This is a genomic window from Citrobacter sp. CK181 (assembly GCF_030333595.1).
In the GTDB taxonomy this organism is placed as follows: domain Bacteria; phylum Pseudomonadota; class Gammaproteobacteria; order Enterobacterales; family Enterobacteriaceae; genus Citrobacter_B; species Citrobacter_B koseri.
The window spans coordinates 361,619-381,588 of the sequence record NZ_JAOWFN010000013.1 but is presented as its reverse complement, the minus strand read 5'-3'; the positions used below and the strand labels follow the sequence as shown (position 1 = coordinate 381,588).

At 54.9% G+C, this 19,970-nt stretch carries 18 protein-coding genes; 5 read left to right on the top strand and 13 right to left on the bottom strand.

All coding sequences use genetic code 11. From position 1 onward, the window contains the following. Window positions 1-2: 2 nt before the first annotated feature. The 3 genes from glgX to asd form a co-directional block, all read right to left on the bottom strand. On the bottom strand, window positions 3-1,976 hold the full coding sequence (gene glgX, locus OGW17_RS13140) for a glycogen debranching protein GlgX (RefSeq protein ID WP_071259341.1): 1,974 nt from the start codon (window positions 1,974-1,976) through the stop codon (window positions 3-5). Beyond that, window positions 1,973-4,159 (bottom strand): 1,4-alpha-glucan branching enzyme, encoded by a 2,187-nt coding sequence (gene glgB, locus OGW17_RS13135; RefSeq protein ID WP_012135537.1) that lies wholly within the window; start codon window positions 4,157-4,159, stop codon window positions 1,973-1,975. Before glgB ends, glgX begins: the two co-directional genes overlap by 4 nt. 363 nt (window positions 4,160-4,522) lie before the next feature. Continuing rightward, on the bottom strand, window positions 4,523-5,629 hold the full coding sequence (asd, locus tag OGW17_RS13130) for an aspartate-semialdehyde dehydrogenase (protein WP_012135538.1): 1,107 nt from the start codon (window positions 5,627-5,629) through the stop codon (window positions 4,523-4,525). Between the two features lie 191 nt (window positions 5,630-5,820). Here asd and yhgN point away from each other — a divergent pair, with 191 nt between their 5' ends. Further along, window positions 5,821-6,414 (top strand): NAAT family transporter YhgN, encoded by a 594-nt coding sequence (gene yhgN, locus OGW17_RS13125; protein ID WP_012135540.1) that lies wholly within the window; start codon window positions 5,821-5,823, stop codon window positions 6,412-6,414. A gap of 93 nt (window positions 6,415-6,507) precedes the next feature. Here yhgN and gntU read toward each other — a convergent pair whose 3' ends face one another. The 5 genes from gntU to OGW17_RS13100 all read right to left on the bottom strand — a co-directional run bounded on the left by gntU (window position 6,508) and on the right by OGW17_RS13100 (window position 11,666). After that, entirely contained in the window at window positions 6,508-7,848 is a 1,341-nt protein-coding gene (gntU, locus tag OGW17_RS13120) for a gluconate transporter (protein WP_047460635.1), read from the bottom strand. Next, entirely contained in the window at window positions 7,848-8,378 is a 531-nt protein-coding gene (gene gntK / locus OGW17_RS13115) for a gluconokinase (protein WP_024131019.1), read from the bottom strand. The genes gntU and gntK overlap by 1 nt, the downstream gene beginning before the upstream one ends. Window positions 8,379-8,517: 139 nt before the next feature. Continuing rightward, a complete protein-coding gene (gene gntR, locus OGW17_RS13110; protein WP_024131020.1) occupies window positions 8,518-9,513 on the bottom strand; it encodes a gluconate operon transcriptional repressor GntR in 996 nt (331 codons plus the stop codon). A gap of 296 nt (window positions 9,514-9,809) precedes the next feature. Next, window positions 9,810-10,505 carry a quercetin 2,3-dioxygenase gene (gene yhhW / locus OGW17_RS13105; RefSeq protein ID WP_012135544.1) on the bottom strand — a complete coding sequence of 232 codons (696 nt, stop codon included), beginning with the start codon at window positions 10,503-10,505 and terminating at the stop codon, window positions 9,810-9,812. Between the two features lie 123 nt (window positions 10,506-10,628). Continuing rightward, window positions 10,629-11,666 (bottom strand): oxidoreductase, encoded by a 1,038-nt coding sequence (locus OGW17_RS13100; protein WP_049012101.1) that lies wholly within the window; start codon window positions 11,664-11,666, stop codon window positions 10,629-10,631. A gap of 520 nt (window positions 11,667-12,186) precedes the next feature. On the opposite strand from OGW17_RS13100, the gene yhhY reads away from it, so the two are divergent. The 3 genes from yhhY (at window position 12,187) to OGW17_RS13085 (ending at window position 14,064) form a co-directional block, all read left to right on the top strand. Next, window positions 12,187-12,675 (top strand): N-acetyltransferase, encoded by a 489-nt coding sequence (yhhY, locus tag OGW17_RS13095; RefSeq protein ID WP_071259337.1) that lies wholly within the window; start codon window positions 12,187-12,189, stop codon window positions 12,673-12,675. A 236-nt stretch (window positions 12,676-12,911) separates the two neighbouring features. Next, on the top strand, window positions 12,912-13,814 hold the full coding sequence (locus tag OGW17_RS13090) for an Hcp family type VI secretion system effector (RefSeq protein WP_225622037.1): 903 nt from the start codon (window positions 12,912-12,914) through the stop codon (window positions 13,812-13,814). Then, window positions 13,804-14,064, top strand: coding sequence for a MarR family transcriptional regulator (locus OGW17_RS13085; protein WP_071259335.1), 261 nt, complete (start codon window positions 13,804-13,806; stop codon window positions 14,062-14,064). Before OGW17_RS13090 ends, OGW17_RS13085 begins: the two co-directional genes overlap by 11 nt. 87 nt (window positions 14,065-14,151) lie before the next feature. On the opposite strand, the gene ggt is transcribed toward OGW17_RS13085, so the two are convergent. Next, complete coding sequence (ggt, locus tag OGW17_RS13080; RefSeq protein WP_049009224.1) at window positions 14,152-15,897, bottom strand: gamma-glutamyltransferase; 1,746 nt, start codon at window positions 15,895-15,897, stop codon at window positions 14,152-14,154. A 120-nt stretch (window positions 15,898-16,017) separates the two neighbouring features. On the opposite strand from ggt, the gene OGW17_RS13075 reads away from it, so the two are divergent. Beyond that, entirely contained in the window at window positions 16,018-16,398 is a 381-nt protein-coding gene (locus tag OGW17_RS13075; protein ID WP_012135554.1) for a DUF2756 family protein, read from the top strand. Here OGW17_RS13075 and ugpQ read toward each other — a convergent pair. Genes ugpQ through ugpA form a run of 4 tightly spaced genes read right to left on the bottom strand, consistent with a single transcriptional unit; the run spans window position 16,379 to window position 19,933 of the window. Then, window positions 16,379-17,128: a glycerophosphodiester phosphodiesterase gene (ugpQ, locus tag OGW17_RS13070; RefSeq protein ID WP_071259334.1), complete on the bottom strand. Its 750-nt coding sequence runs from the start codon at window positions 17,126-17,128 to the stop codon at window positions 16,379-16,381. The two genes, OGW17_RS13075 and ugpQ, sit on opposite strands and share 20 nt — an antisense overlap. Then, entirely contained in the window at window positions 17,125-18,195 is a 1,071-nt protein-coding gene (locus tag OGW17_RS13065) for a sn-glycerol-3-phosphate import ATP-binding protein UgpC (RefSeq protein ID WP_012135556.1), read from the bottom strand. Before OGW17_RS13065 ends, ugpQ begins: the two co-directional genes overlap by 4 nt. A gap of 8 nt (window positions 18,196-18,203) precedes the next feature. Then, window positions 18,204-19,049: a sn-glycerol-3-phosphate ABC transporter permease UgpE gene (gene ugpE / locus OGW17_RS13060; RefSeq protein WP_047460601.1), complete on the bottom strand. Its 846-nt coding sequence runs from the start codon at window positions 19,047-19,049 to the stop codon at window positions 18,204-18,206. Beyond that, complete coding sequence (gene ugpA, locus OGW17_RS13055) at window positions 19,046-19,933, bottom strand: sn-glycerol-3-phosphate ABC transporter permease UgpA (protein WP_024131024.1); 888 nt, start codon at window positions 19,931-19,933, stop codon at window positions 19,046-19,048. Before ugpA ends, ugpE begins: the two co-directional genes overlap by 4 nt. Window positions 19,934-19,970: the final 37 nt, after the last annotated feature.

Below are 19,970 nucleotides of genomic sequence, written 5' to 3'. Positions count from 1 at the left end.
TATCATCTCTGGAACACACACAGTCCGTGCGCAGGTCCCTGCCAGACAGCCGTAATCACCGGATTATCCTCTCCAGCGAATGGGGGAATAGCGTGCCACTCCCCTTCAGGTAAAACGATATCTGTCACCTCAAGCGTGGCGTTTATCGCGATAAGGAAGCGGTCTGAAAGCAGGATCTGCATCTGTTTCGGCCCGTTTTCCCACTCGCCCGCGCTTAAGGGCTCTGCATTTTTATTCAGCCAACGAACATTGCCGTCATTTTCTTCCCACCAGCGATTTCCCACTAATGCCGGTATCTGCTGGCGAAGATGAATCAATGCAGCGGTAAAGGTGGTTAGCCCACTGTTTGCCTGCTGCCAGTCCAGCCAGGTTAATGCGTTATCCTGGCAGTAAGCGTTATTGTTGCCGTGCTGGCTATGGCCGTGTTCATCGCCCGCCAGCAGCATCGGCGTTCCCTGAGAGAGCAACAACGTGGTCAGCAGGGCGTGAATGCTGTCGCGCCGCCGTTCAATCAGATCCAGCGTGCCGCCTAATCCCTCTTTACCATGATTATCACTGTAATTGTTGTTGGTGCCGTCCCGATTTTCCTCACCGTTCGCCTCATTGTGTTTCTGATTGAAACAAACACAGTCGCGCAGCGTAAAACCGTCATGCGCGGTGATCAGATTGACGGACGCATTGGGCAGGCGATCGTGGCGTTTAAACACATCGCTGGAACCGGCGAAACGTCCGGCAAACTCACCGAGGGGCAGATTGCGTTGCAACCAGAAGCGGCGGGCCGCGTCACGGAAATGGTCGTTCCACTCGGCAAACGGCGGCGGGAAATTCCCCACCTGATAGCCGCCTTCGCCGATATCCCAGGGCTCAGCAATGAGCTTCACGCTCGACAATACCGGGCAATTGTTGATGGCGGTAAACAGCGGCGCATCCTGACGGAACGCCGGGGTGCGCCCCATCACGGAGGCCAGATCAAAACGAAAACCGTCCACATGGCATGTTTCAACCCAGTAGCGCAGGCACTCGCACGCAAACTCCACCACACCGGGATGGCTCAGATTGAGGGTGTTGCCGCAGCCGGTCCAGTTGTGATAGTCGCCATCCTCCTTGATCCAATAATAGCTACGGTTGTCGATTCCGCGCAGGGAGAAGAGCGGCCCGTCGAGATCCAGCTCCGCACTATGGTTCAGCACAATATCAAGAATGACTTCAATACCGGCTTTATGCAGCGCTTTGATGGCATCGCGAAACTCATCCAGCGCAGTTTCCGGGGAGCAGGCATAAGCCGGATGCAGCGCGAACATCGCCACCGGGTTATAGCCCCAGTAATTCGACAGCCCCAGGCGCTGTAAGCGCGGTTCACTGGCAAAATGCGCCACCGGCAACAGCTCCAGCGCGGTAATGCCCAACTGCTTGAAATACGCGATCATCACCGGATGGCCCAGCGCCTTCCAGGTGCCGCGAATCTCTGACGGGATCGCCGGATGCAGGTACGTCAGCCCCTTCACATGCGTTTCGTAGATGACCGTGTTGCCCCACGGCGTGCGCGGCGGGGCGTCATCTTCCCAGTCATAGCGGTCGGCGGTGACAACGCATTTCAGGGCAACAGCGGCATTATCACGATGGTCCGGCTCGTCGTACCCGCCGTGCAGCAGCGGGTTATCCTTCAGCTCCCCTTCAACGCGGCGAGCGCAGGGATCGATAAGCAGTTTTGCCGGGTTAAAGCGGTGCCCTTGCGCGGGTTGCCACGGGCCGTGTACGCGATACCCGTAGCGCAGGCCGGGTCTGGCGTCGGCAAGGTAGCCGTGCCAGACATCGCCGCTGCGCCCCGGCAGGTCATACCGCTGCTCATTGCCGAGCGCATCAAACACGCACAGTTCAACGCGCTCCGCATGTGCCGAAAAAAGCGTGAAGTTGACGCCATGACCGTCATACGTCGCGCCATGCGGTGTCGCTTTGCCGGTTGCCAGTTGCGTCATTCACCCTCCCGCACAAGCCAGATGGTGGCCAGCGGCGGCAGCGTCAGACTCAATGAGTGCTGGCGGCCGTGGCTGGCGATCTCGTCGCTGTGCACCACCCCGCCGTTGCCGGTATTGCTGCCGTGGTAGTGCATGGAATCGGTATTCACAATCTCCCGCCATTTCCCTGGCTGATTGATGCCAAAACGATAGTCATGGCGCGGCACCGGGGTAAAGTTGCTGGCGACGATGATTTCATTGCCGACTTTATCGCGGCGGACAAAAATCAGCACCGAACGTTCGTTATCATCCACCACCAGCCATTCAAAACCGTAAGCGTCAAAATCAAGTTCATGCAGCGCTTTATGGTGGCGATAGGTATGGTTGAGATCGCGCACCAGCCGCTGTACGCCGTGGTGCCAGTTGTCGCCGCCTTCCAGCAGATGCCAGTCAAGGCTGGCATCGTGGTTCCACTCGCGCCCCTGGGCGAACTCGTTGCCCATAAACAGCAGTTTCTTACCGGGGAACGCCCACATCCAGCCGTAATAGGCGCGCAGGTTGGCGAATTTCTGCCAGGCGTCGCCAGGCATACGGTCGAGAATCGATTTTTTGCCATGCACCACTTCGTCATGCGACAGCGGCAGGACAAAGTTTTCGGTGTAGTTGTAGAGCATGCCGAAGGTCAGCTTATCGTGATGATACTGGCGATGAACCGGGTCCAGCTTCATGTAGTCCAGCGTGTCATGCATCCAGCCCAGGTTCCATTTGTACCAGAAACCCAGTCCGCCCATATCCTGTGGTCGGGACACGCCAGCGAAGTCAGTGGACTCCTCGGCCATGCTCACCGCGCCAGACACCTGCTCGCCCAGAATACGGTTGGTATTGCGTAAGAACTCAATGGCTTCCAGGTTCTCACGCCCGCCGAACTCGTTGGGGATCCACTCACCTTCTTTGCGGCTGTAGTCGCGGTAAATCATCGACGCCACGGCGTCTACACGCAGCGCATCAATGCCGAAACGCTCAATCCAGTAAAGCGCGTTCCCGACCAGATAGTTGCTGACTTCACGGCGCCCGTAGTTATAGATAAGCGTGTTCCAGTCCTGGTGATACCCTTCACGCGGGTCGCTGTGCTCATACAGTTTGGTGCCGTCGAAATCCGCCAGACCAAAATCATCCGACGGGAAGTGGCCCGGCACCCAGTCAAGAATGACGTTCAGACCCGCCTGATGAGCGGCATTGATGAAATAGCGGAAGTCATCGCGCGTGCCGAAACGGCGGGTCGGCGCATACAGCCCGGTCGGCTGGTAGCCCCAGCTGCCATCAAAGGGATGTTCATTAACAGGAAGCAGTTCGAGGTGGGTAAAGCCCATCCATTTTACGTATGGAATAAGCTGATCCGCCAGTTCGCGGTAGCTCAGCCAGAAATTGTTATCGGTATGACGACGCCACGAGCCCAGATGCACTTCATAGATGGAGACTGGCGCATCGAACCGGTTGGCTTGTTTGCGCTCTTCCGTCTGCACCACTTTTTCCGGTAGACCGCAGATCAGCGAGGCCGTTTCCGGGCGCATTTGCGCTTCAAACGCATACGGGTCGGCTTTGATTCTCAGCTTGCCATGCGCATCGATCATCTCGAACTTGTACAACTGACCGTGTTGCGCGCCGGGAATAAACAGCTCCCAGATACCGCTCTCTTTGCGCAGGCGCATCGGGTGGCGGCGACCATCCCAGTAGTTGAATTGCCCAACGACGGAGACGCGCTGGGCATTCGGCGCCCAGACGGAAAAACGGGTTCCAGTAACGCCGTCCATTGTGTCGGCATGTGCGCCCAGCGTTTCATACGGGCGTAAATGCGTGCCTTCAGACAGCAACCAGGCATCCATTTCCTGGATCAGCGGGCCAAAACGGTAAGGATCGTCAATCAGATTCTGCTGTCCATGCCAGACAACAGCGAGCTGATAGCGAAAGAAATTTTTGCGTCGGGGGAGCACACCGCTAAAAAAACCGCGTGAGTCGATACATTCCAGTTTGCCGACTTTACGTCCGGTTTTCGGTTCAATCACCCACACTTCGGTGGCATCAGGCAATAGGGCGCGGACTTCCAGTCCCGCGGTGGTTTGGTGCATACCAAGTACGGAAAAAGGGTCCGCAAAATGGCCCGCAATTAGCGCATTAATCACGTCTCTATCGATACGATCGGACATGGCTGTCTTCCTGTTTTATGGTGTCACCCCTTCCAACTGATCTTCGACATCAGGTTGTGACACTTCTTTGACCTGAACGGCGCAGCACCAATGTGCATCCTCTCTGCCCCGTCCCACCTTCAGGCTAAGGCTTAATACCTCCGGTATTAAGACACCCTTAAAGAATAGCCAATGCTTTATCTTACTCCTGGTAAATATTGGAACATCTGCGCTTACTCCTGTATTACGCAAAAAAAAGGGTGACTCAGCACCCAACATTTAAACTCTGTTTTGTTTGCCGGATGGCGGCGATGCGTTATCCGGCCTGGTGATTCACGTTATTGGTGGGCCTGATAAGCGTTCGCGCTACCAGGCCATCCACAATTACGCCAGCTGACGCAGCATACGGCGCAGCGGTTCTGCCGCGCCCCAAAGCAGCTGGTCGCCAACGGTAAAGGCGGAGAGGAACTCCGGCCCCATGTTCAGCTTACGCAGGCGGCCAACCGGCGTGGTGAGCGTGCCGGTAACGGCAGCCGGGGTTAACTCACGCAGGGTAATGTCACGATCGTTGGGTACCACTTTCGCCCACGGGTTGTGCGCGGCCAGCAGTTCTTCCACGGTCGGAACAGACACGTCTTTTTTCAGTTTAATGGTGAACGCCTGGCTGTGGCAGCGCAGCGCGCCGACGCGCACGCACAGACCATCCACCGGGATCACGGAAGAGGTGTTGAGAATTTTGTTGGTTTCCGCCTGGCCTTTCCACTCTTCGCGGCTCTGGCCGTTATCGAGCTGTTTGTCGATCCACGGAATCAGGCTGCCCGCCAGCGGTACGCCAAAGTTATCAACCGGCAGGTCGCCGCTGCGGGTCAGGGTCGTCACTTTGCGCTCAATGTCGAGGATCGCGGAAGAAGGCGTCGCCAGCTCATCGGCTACGTGACCGTACAAGTGGCCCATCTGCGCCAGCAGTTCGCGCATATGACGCGCGCCGCCGCCGGACGCCGCCTGGTAAGTCGCAACAGAAACCCAGTCCACCAGGTCATTAGCAAACAGACCGCCCAGCGACATCAGCATCAGGCTGACGGTACAGTTACCGCCGACGAAGGTTTTAATGCCGTTGTTCAGGCCGTCGGTAATGACATCCTGGTTAACCGGATCAAGAATAATGATGGCGTCGTCTTTCATGCGCAGCGAGGATGCCGCGTCAATCCAGTAGCCCTGCCAGCCGCTTTCACGGAGCTTTGGATAGATTTCGTTGGTATAATCGCCGCCCTGACAGGTCACAATGATATCAAGCGCCTTCAGCGCGTCGAGATCAAAGGCATCCTGAAGTGTGCCGCCGGGCGTACCGCCGAACGTCGGCGCTGCCTGCCCAAGCTGGGAAGTAGAAAAGAAAACAGGGCGAATGGCATCGAAGTCGCGCTCTTCAACCATGCGTTGCATGAGTACAGAGCCGACCATACCGCGCCAGCCGATAAAACCAACATTTTTCATAGCGTTTTTTTCCTGCAAAGATGTGTGCTGTGTATGCAAACCAGTGTCCTACTGGTTCTTCCTTCACCATACAAAAAGCAGCCAAAGTCGCAAGTGAAATTAATCAATGATAGCGAAGCCATCAGTAATGCGACTTATCCCGCTTCCTAAGCAAGCAGAAAGTCCGCAGTAATTATCAGGGAATTTGAGTTATGAATGAAATCATTTCAGCGGCAGTTTTATTGATCCTGATTATGGATCCACTCGGAAATCTGCCCATTTTCATGTCCGTACTGAAACATACCGAACCAAAGCGCCGCCGGGCGATTATGGTTCGTGAGCTGTTTATTGCGCTTTTACTGATGCTCATTTTCCTGTTTGCGGGCGAGAAAATTTTGGCCTTTCTCAACCTGCGGGCGGAAACCGTGTCGATCTCCGGGGGGATTATTCTGTTCCTGATCGCCATTAAGATGATTTTCCCCAGCGCATCAGGCAACAGCGCCGGACTCCCGGCGGGCGAAGAACCGTTTATCGTACCGCTGGCTATCCCTCTGGTGGCGGGCCCGACCATCCTGGCGACGCTGATGCTGTTATCGCATCAGTATCCGAACCAGATGGGGCATCTGGTCATCGCTCTGCTGATCGCCTGGGGCGGCACGTTTGTGATTCTGCTGCAATCGTCGCTGTTCCTGCGTCTGCTGGGCGAGAAAGGGGTTAACGCGCTGGAACGTCTGATGGGGTTGATTCTGGTGATGATGGCGACCCAAATGTTCCTGGACGGCATTCGGATGTGGATGAAAGGCTGAGGATGAAAAGCCGGGTGGCGCTTGCCCGGCCTACGGTGTGGATATGTGCTCACTTGTAGGCCCGGTAAGCAGCGCGCCACCGGGCAACAAGACTCAGCTCAGAAGCTGGAACGCAATCATACCGACAATCGCGCCGACGGTGCCGAGAATGGTTTCCATCATCGTCCAGGTCTTCAGCGTTTGCGCTTCGGTCGCGCCAGTGAATTTACCGAACAGCCAGAAACCGGCGTCGTTTACGTGGCTGACCACGATAGAACCGCCCGCGATACAGATAGACAATGCCGCCATCTGCGCGCCGGAGAAGTTCAGTTGTTCCACCACCGGCATCACCAGCCCCACCGCCGTTAAGCACGCGACGGTCGCGGAACCCTGAATGATACGCACCGCTGCCGCCAGCACGAAGCAGGTGATGGCAATCGGCAAGCCCATGCCGGTTAACGCTTCGCCCAGCGCCGGGCCAACGCCGGAATCCACCAGAACCTGCTTGAACACGCCGCCTGCGCCAATCACCAACAGAATAATGCCCGCCGGTTGCAGCGCCTGACCGCAGATCGCCATGACTTTATCTTTCGCCATCCCCTGACGCACCGCCAGGCCATAGATTGCCACCAGGCACGCCACCAGAATCGCGGTGAACGGGTGGCCGATAAACTCAAACCATTCGTAAGCGCTGGAACCTTCCGCGACAAAGCGCGCGGCGATCGTTTTCAGCCCTACCAGCACCAGCGGCAGCAGGATCAGCGAGAGGCTGAAGCCAAACGACGGCATTTTACCTTCGCCCAGATGCGGTTCGGTAATGTCGTCCGGGACGTGCAGTTCCACATAGCGGCCAATGAAATTACCAAACAGCGGCCCGGCGATGATCATGCCAGGGATTGCCGCGCACAGACCAATCAGGATCATCCAGCCAAAATCAGCGTGCATTTGGGACGCCAGCAGCATCGGCGCAGGCCCGGGCAGCAGAAACGCCGCAGCCGCCGCCACGCCCGCAAACAGCGGAATGACCAACTTCACAAGGTTTGTTCCGGTATGGCGCGCCATAGAGAATGCGACGCTAATCAGCAGCACAATGGCGACTTCAAAGAACAGCGGCAGCGCGCAAATCAGCCCCGCCAGACCAATCGCGTAATGCGCGCGGCTGTGGCCGAAAGATTTGAGCATTTTGACGGCAATCTGATCGACTGCGCCCGTCTCATGCAAAATTTTGCCGAACATGGCGCCCAGTGCGACGACAATCGCCAGGAAGCCAAGCGTACCGCCCATCCCTTTTTCCATCGTCGCCGCGATTTTATCGAGCGGCATACCGGAAAAGAGACCAGCGCCAATAGACACCACCATCAAAGCAACGAAGGCGTGCATACGCGCCTTCATCACTAAAAACAGCAGCAGTAAAACAGAACCTACTGCTGTTAAAACAAGCGTTAATGTACTCACTACTTACTGCCTTTGTTAATGACCTCAATGGTGCTTGCCACGACACCTTCCAGCGGCTGATCGATATTCACCACCAGTACATCGCTCTCGTCAGCGCCCGGCTCTTCCAGCGTGTCAAACTGAGTTACCAGCATCTGCGTTTTAAAGAAGTGGCCTTTACGTGCCTTCAGGCGGCTTTCGATAACGTCAAAATCCCCTTTCAGGTAGATGAAAGACAGGTTTGGGTTACCGTCGCGCAGCAGGTCGCGATAGTGTTTTTTCAGTGCGGAACAGACAATCAGCGATACCTTATTGGTTCGCTGCATCGCAAACGCCGCATCGTTCAGCGCCTGTAACCACGGCTTGCGGTCGTCGTCATTCAACGGCTCGCCGGAGGCCATTTTCATGATGTTGCAACGCGGATGGAGAAAATCGCCATCAAGAAACGCGGCATGCAGCTGATGCGCCACTTCGCTGGCGACAGCGGATTTGCCACTGCCTGATACGCCCATCAGAACGTAAATGTGGTGATCATGGTTAGTCGTGCTCAAAGTGGTGCCCCCACAGTACAAGGATCAGGAATTGTTACGGGTAACTGTTATCGGTAACATTGTCCGGCCGGACCAGAATAGAAGCAATATCCATTCGTGGCAGAAGTGAATAAGTGTGAGCTACTTCAAATTTGTTGGACTAAATAGATCCACCCGGTGACAAGGTGAAACCTAAATCTAACATTTTAGGCGTCACCGCTTCACCGCGTATGCGCGCCAGCAGGCGCTCTGCGCCGATACTGCCCATCCGCTCACGCGGCGTGAGTACGCTGGCCAGACGCGGTTCCATCACCTGACCAATGTCGTGGCCGTGGAAACCGGCAATCGCCATATCATCAGGAATTTTGAGCCCTAAACGCTGGCATTCGAACGCCGCCCCGACGGCAAGGTCATCGTTGGTACAGAAAATACCGTCCAGCTGCGGGTATTCGCGTCTTGCCTGGCGGATCAGCTCAATCCCGGAAGAGTAAGACGACGATTGCTCCACCATCACGCTGTAGGGCACCAGCCCGGCGTCCAGCATGGCCTGTTCATAGCCCTTCTGTTTGATGATAGTACGTTCGTCGAGGCGCGCCCCCAGATAGGCGATATGACGATGGCCACGCGCGATAATCGCGGCGGTCATCTGACGAGCGGCTTCAAAGTTGTCAAAACCGACGGCGATATCGAGGCATGGCGATTTGCTGTCCATCAGCTCCACCACCGGAATGCCCGCGACTTCAATCATTTTGAGCGTGCGCGGCGTATGGGTACGTTCAGTGAGGATTAGCCCGTCAATGTTCCATGACAGCATCGACTCCAGACGTTCCTGCTCCATTTCCGGCTTATAGCCGTAGTGCGCCAGCATCGTCTGGTAGCCGTGGGCATCGGTGACGGTCTCAATGCCGCGTAACACCTCGGCGAAAACCTGGTTGGTTAACGACGGCAGCAGAACGCCCACCGCACGGCTGGTCGCGTTAGAAAGAATATCGGGAGCACGATTGGGAATGTAACCCAGTTCATCAAGTGCAGCAGCGATCTTGCCCCGCAGCGCGACGGAGACCTGCTCCGGGTTACGCAGAAAACGGCTGACCGTCATTTTGGTCACGCCTACGCGGTCAGCCACATCCTGAAGTACGGGTCTTTTCTTTTTCATCGTCCTGAAAGGCATAAAAGGGATAGATTTCCCCAGTTTACCACGGACGTGCATGAACCTTCGCAGAGAAAACTAAGGTTGTTTTTGTATTGTGAGAAATACACTAAATCATTCGAGTTGCATCAAGGCGGCGACGCAGTGACAAATTCGTCAGGAACGAATTTGAACAACCGAAGGTTGCCTCTGGTGAGGGACAAGGATGTCCCTCATTAAATCCCCGGAAGCGTACATCAAGTACGCGACCGGAGTAAGCCAGGAAGCCAACAAAGATGCGGCTTGAAGGATGACGTGTATTTTTAAACTGGCGGCAGGTCGAACAGTAACACTTCGCTATCGCTGTCGGCATGGATGGAGATCGCCTGCTCATCCCAAATCGCCAGACCATCGCTGGTAGACGCTTTGGTGCCGTTAATGGTGACGTTACCTTTCACCACCTGAATCCAGATGCGGCGTTCGGCGGAGATCTGGTGTACAGACTGTTCGTCTTTCAGCAGCGCCCAACGGTACAGCTCCATGTCCTGATTCACTTTCAGCGAACCGTCGCGCGCATCCGGCGACAGCACCAGCTGTTTGCCCTGTACGGCGTCAAAACGACGCTGCTCGTAACGCGGCGTAATCCCGTTTTCCTGCGGCATGATCCAAATCTGATACAAACGCAGGCGGTCGGTATTGCTCGGGTTGTATTCCGAGTGACGAATGCCCGTCCCGGCGCTCATTATCTGGAACTCACCGGCAGGAACCTGCTCTTTGTTACCCATACTGTCCTGGTGTTCCACTGCGCCTTCCAGCACATAGGTCAGGATTTCCATGTCTTTATGCGGGTGCGTCCCAAAGCCCTGTCCTGCTTCAATAACGTCATCGTTAATCACGCGCAGTGCCGAGAAGCCCATAAAGTTAGGGTCATAGTAGTTTGCAAAAGAGAAAGTATGCCAGGAATCCAGCCAGCCATGATTCGCATGACCACGGTCGTTTGCTTTGCGTAAGTAGATCATTGTATTCACCCCCAGATGTTTTCGATGGAGTAAGTGTGAACCCAATCCAGACGGGATCATAGAGGGTGAAAATTGACTCCTCTGTTCAAAAATTATGAACAAGCCCAGAGGCGTTGATTTTGTTTATTTCGCAAGGGTTACAGTGGCCGGAGACGCCTGTTCAAACGCCCGCTCAAGGATCTCAAGGTTGGTGAGAACGTCAGATTCCTTGACGTAATTCGGCACGCCATGCGTAATGGTCTCGAACAGGGCGTCATAAACGCGGCCATAGTCGCCGACCTCCGGTTTCATCTCTTCTTTCACCGTCACGCCTTCGTCATTAACGTATTCCAGCAGGCCGACAGAATCATCCGCCGCAAACCCCGGTTCGCCGGGCATGATATTGGCCTTCAGGCTGGTTTCCTGCTGGTCGATGCCGTACTTCACAAACGAGCCTCTGGTGCCGTGAACGATAAATTTCGGGTAATCGATCTTCACTAAATGGCTGGTTTTAACGATGGCTTTCAGATCGCCGTAAAACAGCTGCGCTTCGAACGTATCATCCGGGTTGGCTTTATTGCGCAGGCTGCGGATGTCATAGGCCACATGGTCCGGGCGTCCGAACAGCGAAATAATTTGATCCATCGTATGCACGCCGAGGCCGTAAAACGCGCCGTCCTGCGGCAGGCCAGGTTTGGTTTCCGCAACCGGTCGGTAGTAATCAAAGTGGCTTTCAACTTCAACAATCTCGCCCAGTTTACCGCTCTCAATCGCTTTTTTGGCAGTCAGGAAACAGGAGTCAAAGCGGCGGTTCTGGTACGGCGTGACGGTCAGCCCTTTGCTCCGCGCCAGTTCGAACAACACTTTCGCCTCGGCAAGCGTTGGCGTAAACGGTTTTTCCACCAGCACGTTTTTTCCCGCCTCCAGCGCGCGCCGGGCGTAGTCAAAATGGCTGTCCGCATGGGTACAGACGATCACCAGTTTTACCTGCGGATCGTTCAGCACTTCATCAAGATCGCTGGTGAAGTGAATATGCGAGTAGATCGGCGCCTGCTCCTCCGGCTTCGCGTGACGGCGGAAGATATGCGCAACATGCCAGCTGCCTTTACGGTTAAGAACATACGGCAGATGGTAGCGGGTGGTGCTTTTACCAAATCCAATAAATGCGCAGTGTAAGGTCATGGGAGTGTCCTTTTTGAAAGGTGATTGCATACACCATAGCGCAAACAACATGTGGGAAATAGCGGTGAAACGATCGTAGGCTGGATAAGCATAAGCGCCATCCGGCGTCACAAGAGCCATTGCCGGATGACGGCTTTGCCTTATCCGGCCTACAAAAGAAGAAGCCTCAAGATCGGTCGTCGGCGTCGCGGTCAGTTTGTTCACGGCAAGCGCGCAGGGCCCGGAGCGTACTAAATGTACGTGAGGAGCACGAGCACTTCCCGGGGACAAAATGACAAGTAAGCCAGGCCGAACACCCAGCTCAAAAAAAAAGCCAGCACCCGGCTGGCTAAAGTAATACTGGAAGCAATGTGAGCAATGTCGTGCTTTCAGGTTCTCCGCAAGGGTCTCCCTGAACGCAGAGCAATAATAATCATTCTCATTCGCACTTGTCCAATACTTTTTGCAAAAAAATGCAGTTGACTCCGTTTTTAAAGTCAATGATGTTTAAAAGGACTTTTAATCTGCTAAGGACACAGAAATGAGTGAGATAGTGATACGCCACGCGGAATCAAAAGATTACGACGCAATTCGTCAGATCCATGCCCAGCCGGAGGTGTATCACAACACGCTACAGGTTCCTCATCCTTCCAGTGCGATGTGGCAGGAGCGGCTAGCCGACCAGCCCGGCATCAAACAGCTGGTCGCCTGTATTGACGATACTGTCGTTGGACATCTCACCATTGCGGTCATCCAGCGTCCGCGCCGCAGCCATGTCGCCGATTTTGGCATCAGCGTTGATGCGCAGTGGCAAAACCGTGGGGTCGCCAGCGCGCTGCTCCGTACCATGATCGATATGTGCGATAACTGGCTGCGCGTGGAGCGTATCGAGCTAACGGTATTTGTCGATAATGAACCCGCCGTGGCGGTCTACAAGAAGCATGGTTTTGAGATTGAAGGCACCGGCAAGAAGTACGCACTGCGTAACGGTGAGTATGTCGACGCATACTTTATGGCGCGGATGAAGTAATTTTCGCCTCCCCTCTCTCCAGGAGAGGGGAATATCCCGTAATTAAAAGTAGTCCTGCCCAATTCAGAATATCCTCAATAATATTTGGCTAAAGTGAAAACATTTATTAACTCTGTATACGAATCTGAGAATAGAGCGTAAACAGATAATAAAGAAAGGATTCACGGCTAATACATTTAGCATGCCGTTATTAAAGGATAAGGTAATAATGGGAAATATTGTCTACCTGACAATAGTTGTATATGGAGTTTTATTTCTACCGCATCAATAGATTCGGTAGATGGGAGAAGTATCATTATATTCAACTGCGGGGAGCATTTCTATCAGGTATCCAACACCAATTCAGCGAAAATAATTTAGATACAGAAACAATAACCATCAGCTATGAATATATCCTCTGCAAACACCTTATTGCCAACACTGAATTCAGCTACCTGGCGTTGCCCGAGAACTACAACCGCCTGTTTATCCCCCGTCCAAAAACACCCGCAGATAATAGCCTCAAAACGTTAAGCAGCAAAGGGGTTGGCAGATTGCTTGCCGCCGGAGGTATCTACAACGGGAATATCGAAGGTTTCAGGGAAACGGCAGAAAAGTTGGGAGGCGTTGCTCCAGCGGGTTACGAGCAGGTTATGGATAACAAAGGATTGCTGATTCTTGGAGCTTCAATAGCTGCCAGCTTAACTATGGGAAGAATGAAACTTCCTGAATTAGAAGAACTGGAGCAGTTCGGTGCCTGGGGAACTGCATCAGGACGAACATTCGATCCCGAGCTTGCCGGAGGTCCAATAGAGAGCCTGACAACTGATGGTGTCATTATTAACAGTAAAGGTATCGCTACAGTTGAGAAACATATTTCCAGGTTCGTTCATGATCCTGCAAATGATGTAATGTTCGGCAGGTTGGAAGACATTGAAAAAGGGAAAATACCTCCAGAACAGGTCGATCTGAATTACTATACTCATGAATGCCGAGAATATCAGCGCTACTGTAATCTGGGATGGGAATTTGGGCAGCCTGAGGGGGATGCAGGATATAATCTATGGAATCATGCCCATACAGCCACGCTGGAAGATTACAGACTCAAGGGAACAGTTGACGACTTATACCACCAGGATGCACTTAACTATGATAACTGAAACTGAACTTAACGTACTAAAAGTTATGGCCGAAAAAGATATTAACTGGAACTGGATGAATCTGGATCGCACGCTTTCCATGAAAAGAATCCCGGGGTTCAGCAATGTCGTTAATATTGTGAATAAATTGGCTAGCGAGGGTCTGGTAAATATTGAAGATAGTGGGCATAAGTCCATGCCTTACTATCGCGTATCTGAAAAAGGATACAGGCTAATCAAGAATACTGATACTGACAATAACGTACCATAATCGCCGTGCAGAATAATGCTGTTGAAAAACAAGGTTACAACCAGAACTTCCTGATAAGCCCTCTTCCACCGAAGAGGGCCGTTATCCTTAGTACCCCGCTGTTAAATCATCGACTGAGCGCGGGTCAGACGCGCCGTACAGCGAACCATCCGGTCCAACCATGATGCTCTGGGTGCTGCCCATCGCTTCTTTCAGCGCGACTTTTTGCCCACGCTGTTCCAGGAGTTTCAGCGTATCCGGGCTAAAGCCCTTTTCCACGCGCAGCTCATCCGGCAGCCACTGATGATGGAAACGCGGTGCGTTGGTCGCCTCAGCGACATTCATCCCGAAATCGATGCTGTTGACCACCATTTGCAGCACGGTGGTAATAATCCGGCTACCGCCAGGGCTGCCTGTCACCAGCCAGGTTTTGCCGTCTTTCACCACAATGGTCGGCGACATTGACGACAGCGGACGTTTCTTCGGCCCTACGGCGTTAGCATCGCCGCCCACCAGACCGTAAACGTTTGGTACGCCAGGTTTCGCGGAGAAGTCATCCATCTCATTGTTGAGCAGAATCCCGGTGTTTCCCGCCACAATCCCGGTGCCAAACGTGGTGTTCAGGGTGTAGGTGACGGCCACCGCGTTGCCGTCTTTATCCACCACCGAGAAGTGGGTGGTCTGATTGCTTTCATACGGCGCCAGTTTACCGGGGCGAATCTCGCTGGACGGTTTGGCTTTATTGATATCTATCTGATCGGCGATGGATTTCGCATACGCTTTACTGGTCAGCGCCTGCCACGGCACCTTCACAAAATCCGGGTCGCCGAGATACTCCGACCGATCGGCATAGGCATATTTCTCCGCTTCAGCCATTATCTGCATGGCATCGGCGCTACCAAACCCGTATTTCTTCATGTCGAAGTTTTCAAGGATATTGAGGATCTGCACGATATGAATGCCGCCGGAGGACGGAGGCGGCATCGAAAAGACCTGATACCCGCGATAATCGCCGCTAATCGGCGTACGTTCTACCGCTTTGTAAGCCGCCAGATCCTCTTTGGTGATAAGCCCCCCGTTCTTCTGCATCTCCTGTGCGATCTGGTCGGCTATTGCCCCTTTGTAGAAGGCATCCGGGCCATTCTCAGCAATCATCTCCAGACTTTTCGCCAGGTTTTTCTGCACCAGCTTGTCGCCCTTCTTCAGCGGTTCGCCGTCTTTCCAGAAAATGGCCTTGCTGTTTTCATAATTCGGCAGCACCTCGCTACCGTAGGTTTTCAGGTCATCCGCCAGCGCATCGTTGACGACGAATCCCTCATCCGCAAGTTTCATCGCCGGGCGTATCACTTTGTTGAGCGGCAGGGTGCCGTATTTCTCCAGCGCCAGCGAGAATCCAGCCACGGTGCCCGGCGTACCGGTCGCCAGGTGCGACGTCAGCGATTTTTTACTGTCAGGATTGCCCTGATCGTCCAGGAACATATCGCGGGTGGCATTGGCTGGCGCCATTTCGCGGAAGTCGATCGCCGTGGTGTTCCCGTCTTTGGTGCGCAGCAGCATAAAACCCCCGCCGCCGAGGTTCCCTGCCTGCGGATGCGTCACCGCCAGCGCATAGCCAACGGCAACCGCCGCATCGACGGCATTTCCCCCTTGCTTAAGGATATCGACGCCAACCTGGGTCGCCATCGCATCCACGGATGCCACCATCCCCTGCTTCGCACGAACAGGGTGGAAAACATCCTCTTCAACACCGTATGACACCGGAGGTGGCGCAGGCGGCGCGGCAACAACACTAAAACAACTTCCTGAGAGCAGAGCAGCAATGGCTACCCGGCGCAAAAACGTCGGTTTCATCATCGTTATTCTCCAGAGATACGGGGTCAGCCCCCCACTAAGCCTGGTGCATAACTCTGAAATAATCATCGTTGCGGCGGGAAAGGAGTAAACTTAATAGATCCCCCCAGAGGAGGAAAGACGATGAAACGACTCTTAATTTTAGCGGCGCTACTGCCGTTTTCCGGCTTTGCGCAGCCCATCAACACCATGAATAACCCGAATCAGCCGGGGTATCAGATCCCGAGTCAACAGCGGATGCAAACCCAAATGCAGACGCAGCAGACCCAGCAGAAAGGGATGCTTAACCAGCAGTTAAAAACGCAGACCCAGCTTCAGCAACAGCATCTGCAAACGCAGATGAACAATAACGCGCAGCGGGTCCAGCAGGGCCAGGTGCGTGAGCAGGTTTTACCAAACAACAATGGCGGGATGTTAAGCGGTGGAACCCGCCAGAGCAGCGGTCAGCAACATCTGCTGCCCCAGCGACAGAGTGGCGATATGCTCAATAACTCGCCGCAGTAAAATCCGGCCCAATCACATCAATGGCATCGGTACAGATGCAGTCCACGCCCCAGCGCAGCAGTTCCGCCGCGCGCTGGGGTTTGTTGACGGTGTAAACCAGAATGCGCAGTCCCGCCGCCTTGAGCGCTTTTACCCGCGCTTCATCAAGCAATTTATGGTTGAGATGAACAGAGACGCAGCCCAGCCAGGTCGTCAGCGTATGCCAGTCGTCACGCCAGTCATCCAGCAGTAAACCGCGCGGTAGCTCTGGCGCCGCCTTTTGCGCCGCTTCCAGCGCATCAATTTCAAACGATGAAAGCAAAGGCGCGGTCATTCCAGACCACAGCTCCCGCGCCGCCAGCGCCACCACTCGCCCCGTCAATGGCCCGGTGCCGGTCGTCGGTTTAATTTCAATATTCGCCATCATGCCGTGCTCGCGGCAGCGTTCCGCTACCTGAGACAACAGCGGCAACGGCTCGCCTTTAAACTTGCCGCTAAACCAGCTCCCGGCATCAACGCGCAGCAGATCCTGCCAGTTGACTTCCCCCGCCACGCCCCAGCCGTTACTGGTGCGCTCCAGGTTGTCGTCATGCAGCAGAAAGATCTCGCCGTCTTTCGACAGCTTCACGTCAAACTCAATCATCGTGTGTCCGCACCGCGCCCCCACGTCAATCGCCGCCAGCGTGTTTTCCGGTGCGAGTTTTCCGCCGCCGCGATGCGCGACGATGTGGGGATAAGGCCAGTTACTCATACTCGTTGTCCTGTTTCGCCATCGAAAAGATGCAGATGATTTTCCGGCAAATGCAGCCATAGCGTGCCACCTGCCGTCGGACGTTGCTGATGCGCCAGCCGCACGACCATTTTTTGATCGCCCCAGCGTCCGTGCGCCAGGTTATCCGCCCCCAGCATCTCCAGCGTGTCCATCACCAGCGGTACGCCGCCTTCCGCCTGCGAGCTTAGCGCAATATGCTCAGGACGGATACCCAGCGTCATTTTCCGCCCGGCATAGCGACGATAGTTCCAGTTAACGGGCAGCGCCATCCCGCTCTCCAGCTCAAAATGGGTGCCTGCGGCGCTGATGCGCCCCTCCAGCAGGTTCATCGCCGGGCTGCCGATAAAGCTCGCCACAAAGCGGCTGGCTGGCTTCTCATACACCTCTACCGGCGTACCGATTTGCTCCGCCACGCCTTTGTTCATCACCATCACCCGCTGGGCGAGCGTCATCGCTTCGACCTGATCGTGCGTCACGTACAGCGAGGTGGTTTTCAGGCGGCGATGCAGATGTTGTAACTCAAGGCGCATCTGGACGCGCAATTTAGCGTCAAGGTTGGACAGCGGCTCGTCAAACAGGAAGACGGCCGGATCGCGCACAATCGCACGTCCCATTGCCACACGCTGGCGCTGGCCGCCGGAAAGCTCGCGTGGACGGCGTTTGAGCAAACCGTCCAGCTCCAGAATCCGCGCCGCCTCTTTCACCCGTTCGGCAATATGCCCTTTGCCCATGCCGCGAATCTTCAGCCCCCACGCCATGTTCTCCTCTACGCTCATGTGTGGGTAGAGCGCGTAGTTCTGGAACACCATCGCAATGCCCCTGTCTTTCGGCTCCATCTCCGTAACGCGCTGGCGGTCAATCCAGATATCGCCGCTCGTTACCCGCTCAAGCCCGGCCACCATACGCAGCAGCGTCGATTTACCGCAGCCGGACGGCCCAACCATCACAATAAACTCGCCATCCGCCACATCCAGCGTTAACGGCTGTATGACCTGGGTTTTGCCGTCCCAGCTTTTGGTTACTGCCTGTAATTTCAAACCAGCCATAAAATTTCCTACTTCTCACTGTCCACCAGGCCGCGTACAAACGCGCGCTGCATGGCTAAAACGATAACGACGGGGGGAATCAGGGTCAGCAGCATCGCCGCCATCACCTGATTCCACTGAGTAGTGCCTTCCCCGGTGGCGATCATGCCTTTAATCCCCGCAACGGCGGTGCCGAGATCAACGTCGGTAATAATCAGCAACGGCCACAGGTACTGGTTCCAGCCGTAGATGAAAGTGATGACGAACAGCGCCGCGAGATTGGTTTTCGACAGCGGCAGCACGATGTCGCGGAAAAAGCGCATCGGTGAAGCGCCGTCAATGCGCGCCGCTTCAATCAGCTCGTCCGGCAGCGTCATAAAGAACTGGCGAAACAGAAAGGTGGCAGTCGCTGAGGCCATCAGCGGCAGGGTCAGACCCGCGTAGCTGTCGAGCATTTTCAGATTGGCGATCACTTCCACCGTCGGGAAAATACGCACCTCAACCGGCAGCATCAGGGTGATAAAGATCATCCAGAAAAACAGATTACGCAGCGGAAAACGAAACCAGACAATGGCAAACGCCGACAGCATAGAAACGGTAATTTTCCCCACCGTAATGCCAAAAGCCATGATGAAACTGTTAAGCATCATCAGCCAGAACGGCGCGCTGTTCACGCCCACGCCGTTAACCCAGATCGTTGCCATGTTTTCCAGCAGATGCGTTCCGGGGATGAGCGTCATCGGCGTATCGAACACCGCGCTGTTGTCCAGCGTCGCCGCCACAAAGGCGACGTACAAGGGAAACAGGATCACCACAATCCCCAGAATCAACATAGTGTGGCTGAATATCGTCAGCCCGCGACGGTTCTCAATCATTGGTAACGCACCTTACTTTCCACATAGCGGAACTGGATAACCGTCAGAATGATGACGAGGAACATCAGCACCACCGACTGTGCGGCAGAGGCGGAGAGATCCAGCCCGGCAAAGCCTTCGCGGTAGATCTTATAAATCAGCGTGGTCGTCGCCTGTACCGGTCCGCCTGCGGTAGCGGCGTCGATCACCGGGAAGGTGTCGAAGAAGGCATACACCAGATTGACCACCAGCAGGAAGAAACTCACCGGCGCAATCAGCGGTAGCGAAAGTTTAAAGAAGCGCCGAACCGGACCCGCCCCATCAATCGCTGCCGCTTCCGTCAGCGAGCGGGGAATGGATTGCAACGCGGCAAAAAAGAACAGGAAGTTGTAACTAATCTGCTTCCAGACTGAAGCGAACACCACCAAAAACATGGCCTGGCCGCTGTGTTGCGCATGGTTCCAGTCATAGCCGAACCCGGCAAGAAAATGGGTGATTAGCCCGCGCCCGGGGTTGAACAGGAAGATCCACAGTACGGCGGCCACCGCTGGCGCAACGGCGTAAGGCAGCAGCATCAGCGTTTGATACAGGCGGCTTGCGCGTACCACGTAATCCACCAGCGCGGCGAAAAACAGCGAGACCAACAGGCCGCTTACCGTCACCAGCGCACTGAATTTCATCGTCGTCCAGAAGGAGTCGAGGTAGTAGCTGTCATGGAATAAGGCGACAAAGTTATCCAGACCGACAAACTGGCTGGACAGCCCAAACGGATCGACGCTTTGCAGCGAATACCAGAGCGCTTCGCCCGCAGGCCAGATAAAGAAAATGACGGTGATCGCCAGTTGCGGCGCAACCAGCAAATACGGCAGCCAACGCGAGCGAAACACCGGACGGGATGATGACATGAAGATTTGATTCCTGAACAGTGCCGGGTGGCGGCTT

Bases quoted from the DNA above. Each gene is read 5' to 3' on its own strand.
- glgX (WP_071259341.1), bottom strand. From the start codon at position 1,976: ATGACGCAACTGGCAACCGGCAAAGCGACACCGCATGGCGCGACGTAT.
- glgB (WP_012135537.1), bottom strand. From the start codon at position 4,159: ATGTCCGATCGTATCGATAGAGACGTGATTAATGCGCTAATTGCGGGC.
- asd (WP_012135538.1), bottom strand. From the start codon at position 5,629: ATGAAAAATGTTGGTTTTATCGGCTGGCGCGGTATGGTCGGCTCTGTA.
- yhgN (WP_012135540.1), top strand. From the start codon at position 5,821: ATGAATGAAATCATTTCAGCGGCAGTTTTATTGATCCTGATTATGGAT.
- gntR (WP_024131020.1), bottom strand. From the start codon at position 9,513: ATGAAAAAGAAAAGACCCGTACTTCAGGATGTGGCTGACCGCGTAGGC.
- yhhW (WP_012135544.1), bottom strand. From the start codon at position 10,505: ATGATCTACTTACGCAAAGCAAACGACCGTGGTCATGCGAATCATGGC.
- OGW17_RS13100 (WP_049012101.1), bottom strand. From the start codon at position 11,666: ATGACCTTACACTGCGCATTTATTGGATTTGGTAAAAGCACCACCCGC.
- yhhY (WP_071259337.1), top strand. From the start codon at position 12,187: ATGAGTGAGATAGTGATACGCCACGCGGAATCAAAAGATTACGACGCA.
- OGW17_RS13085 (WP_071259335.1), top strand. From the start codon at position 13,804: ATGATAACTGAAACTGAACTTAACGTACTAAAAGTTATGGCCGAAAAA.
- ggt (WP_049009224.1), bottom strand. From the start codon at position 15,897: ATGATGAAACCGACGTTTTTGCGCCGGGTAGCCATTGCTGCTCTGCTC.
- OGW17_RS13075 (WP_012135554.1), top strand. From the start codon at position 16,018: ATGAAACGACTCTTAATTTTAGCGGCGCTACTGCCGTTTTCCGGCTTT.
- ugpQ (WP_071259334.1), bottom strand. From the start codon at position 17,128: ATGAGTAACTGGCCTTATCCCCACATCGTCGCGCATCGCGGCGGCGGA.
- OGW17_RS13065 (WP_012135556.1), bottom strand. From the start codon at position 18,195: ATGGCTGGTTTGAAATTACAGGCAGTAACCAAAAGCTGGGACGGCAAA.
- ugpE (WP_047460601.1), bottom strand. From the start codon at position 19,049: ATGATTGAGAACCGTCGCGGGCTGACGATATTCAGCCACACTATGTTG.
- ugpA (WP_024131024.1), bottom strand. From the start codon at position 19,933: ATGTCATCATCCCGTCCGGTGTTTCGCTCGCGTTGGCTGCCGTATTTG.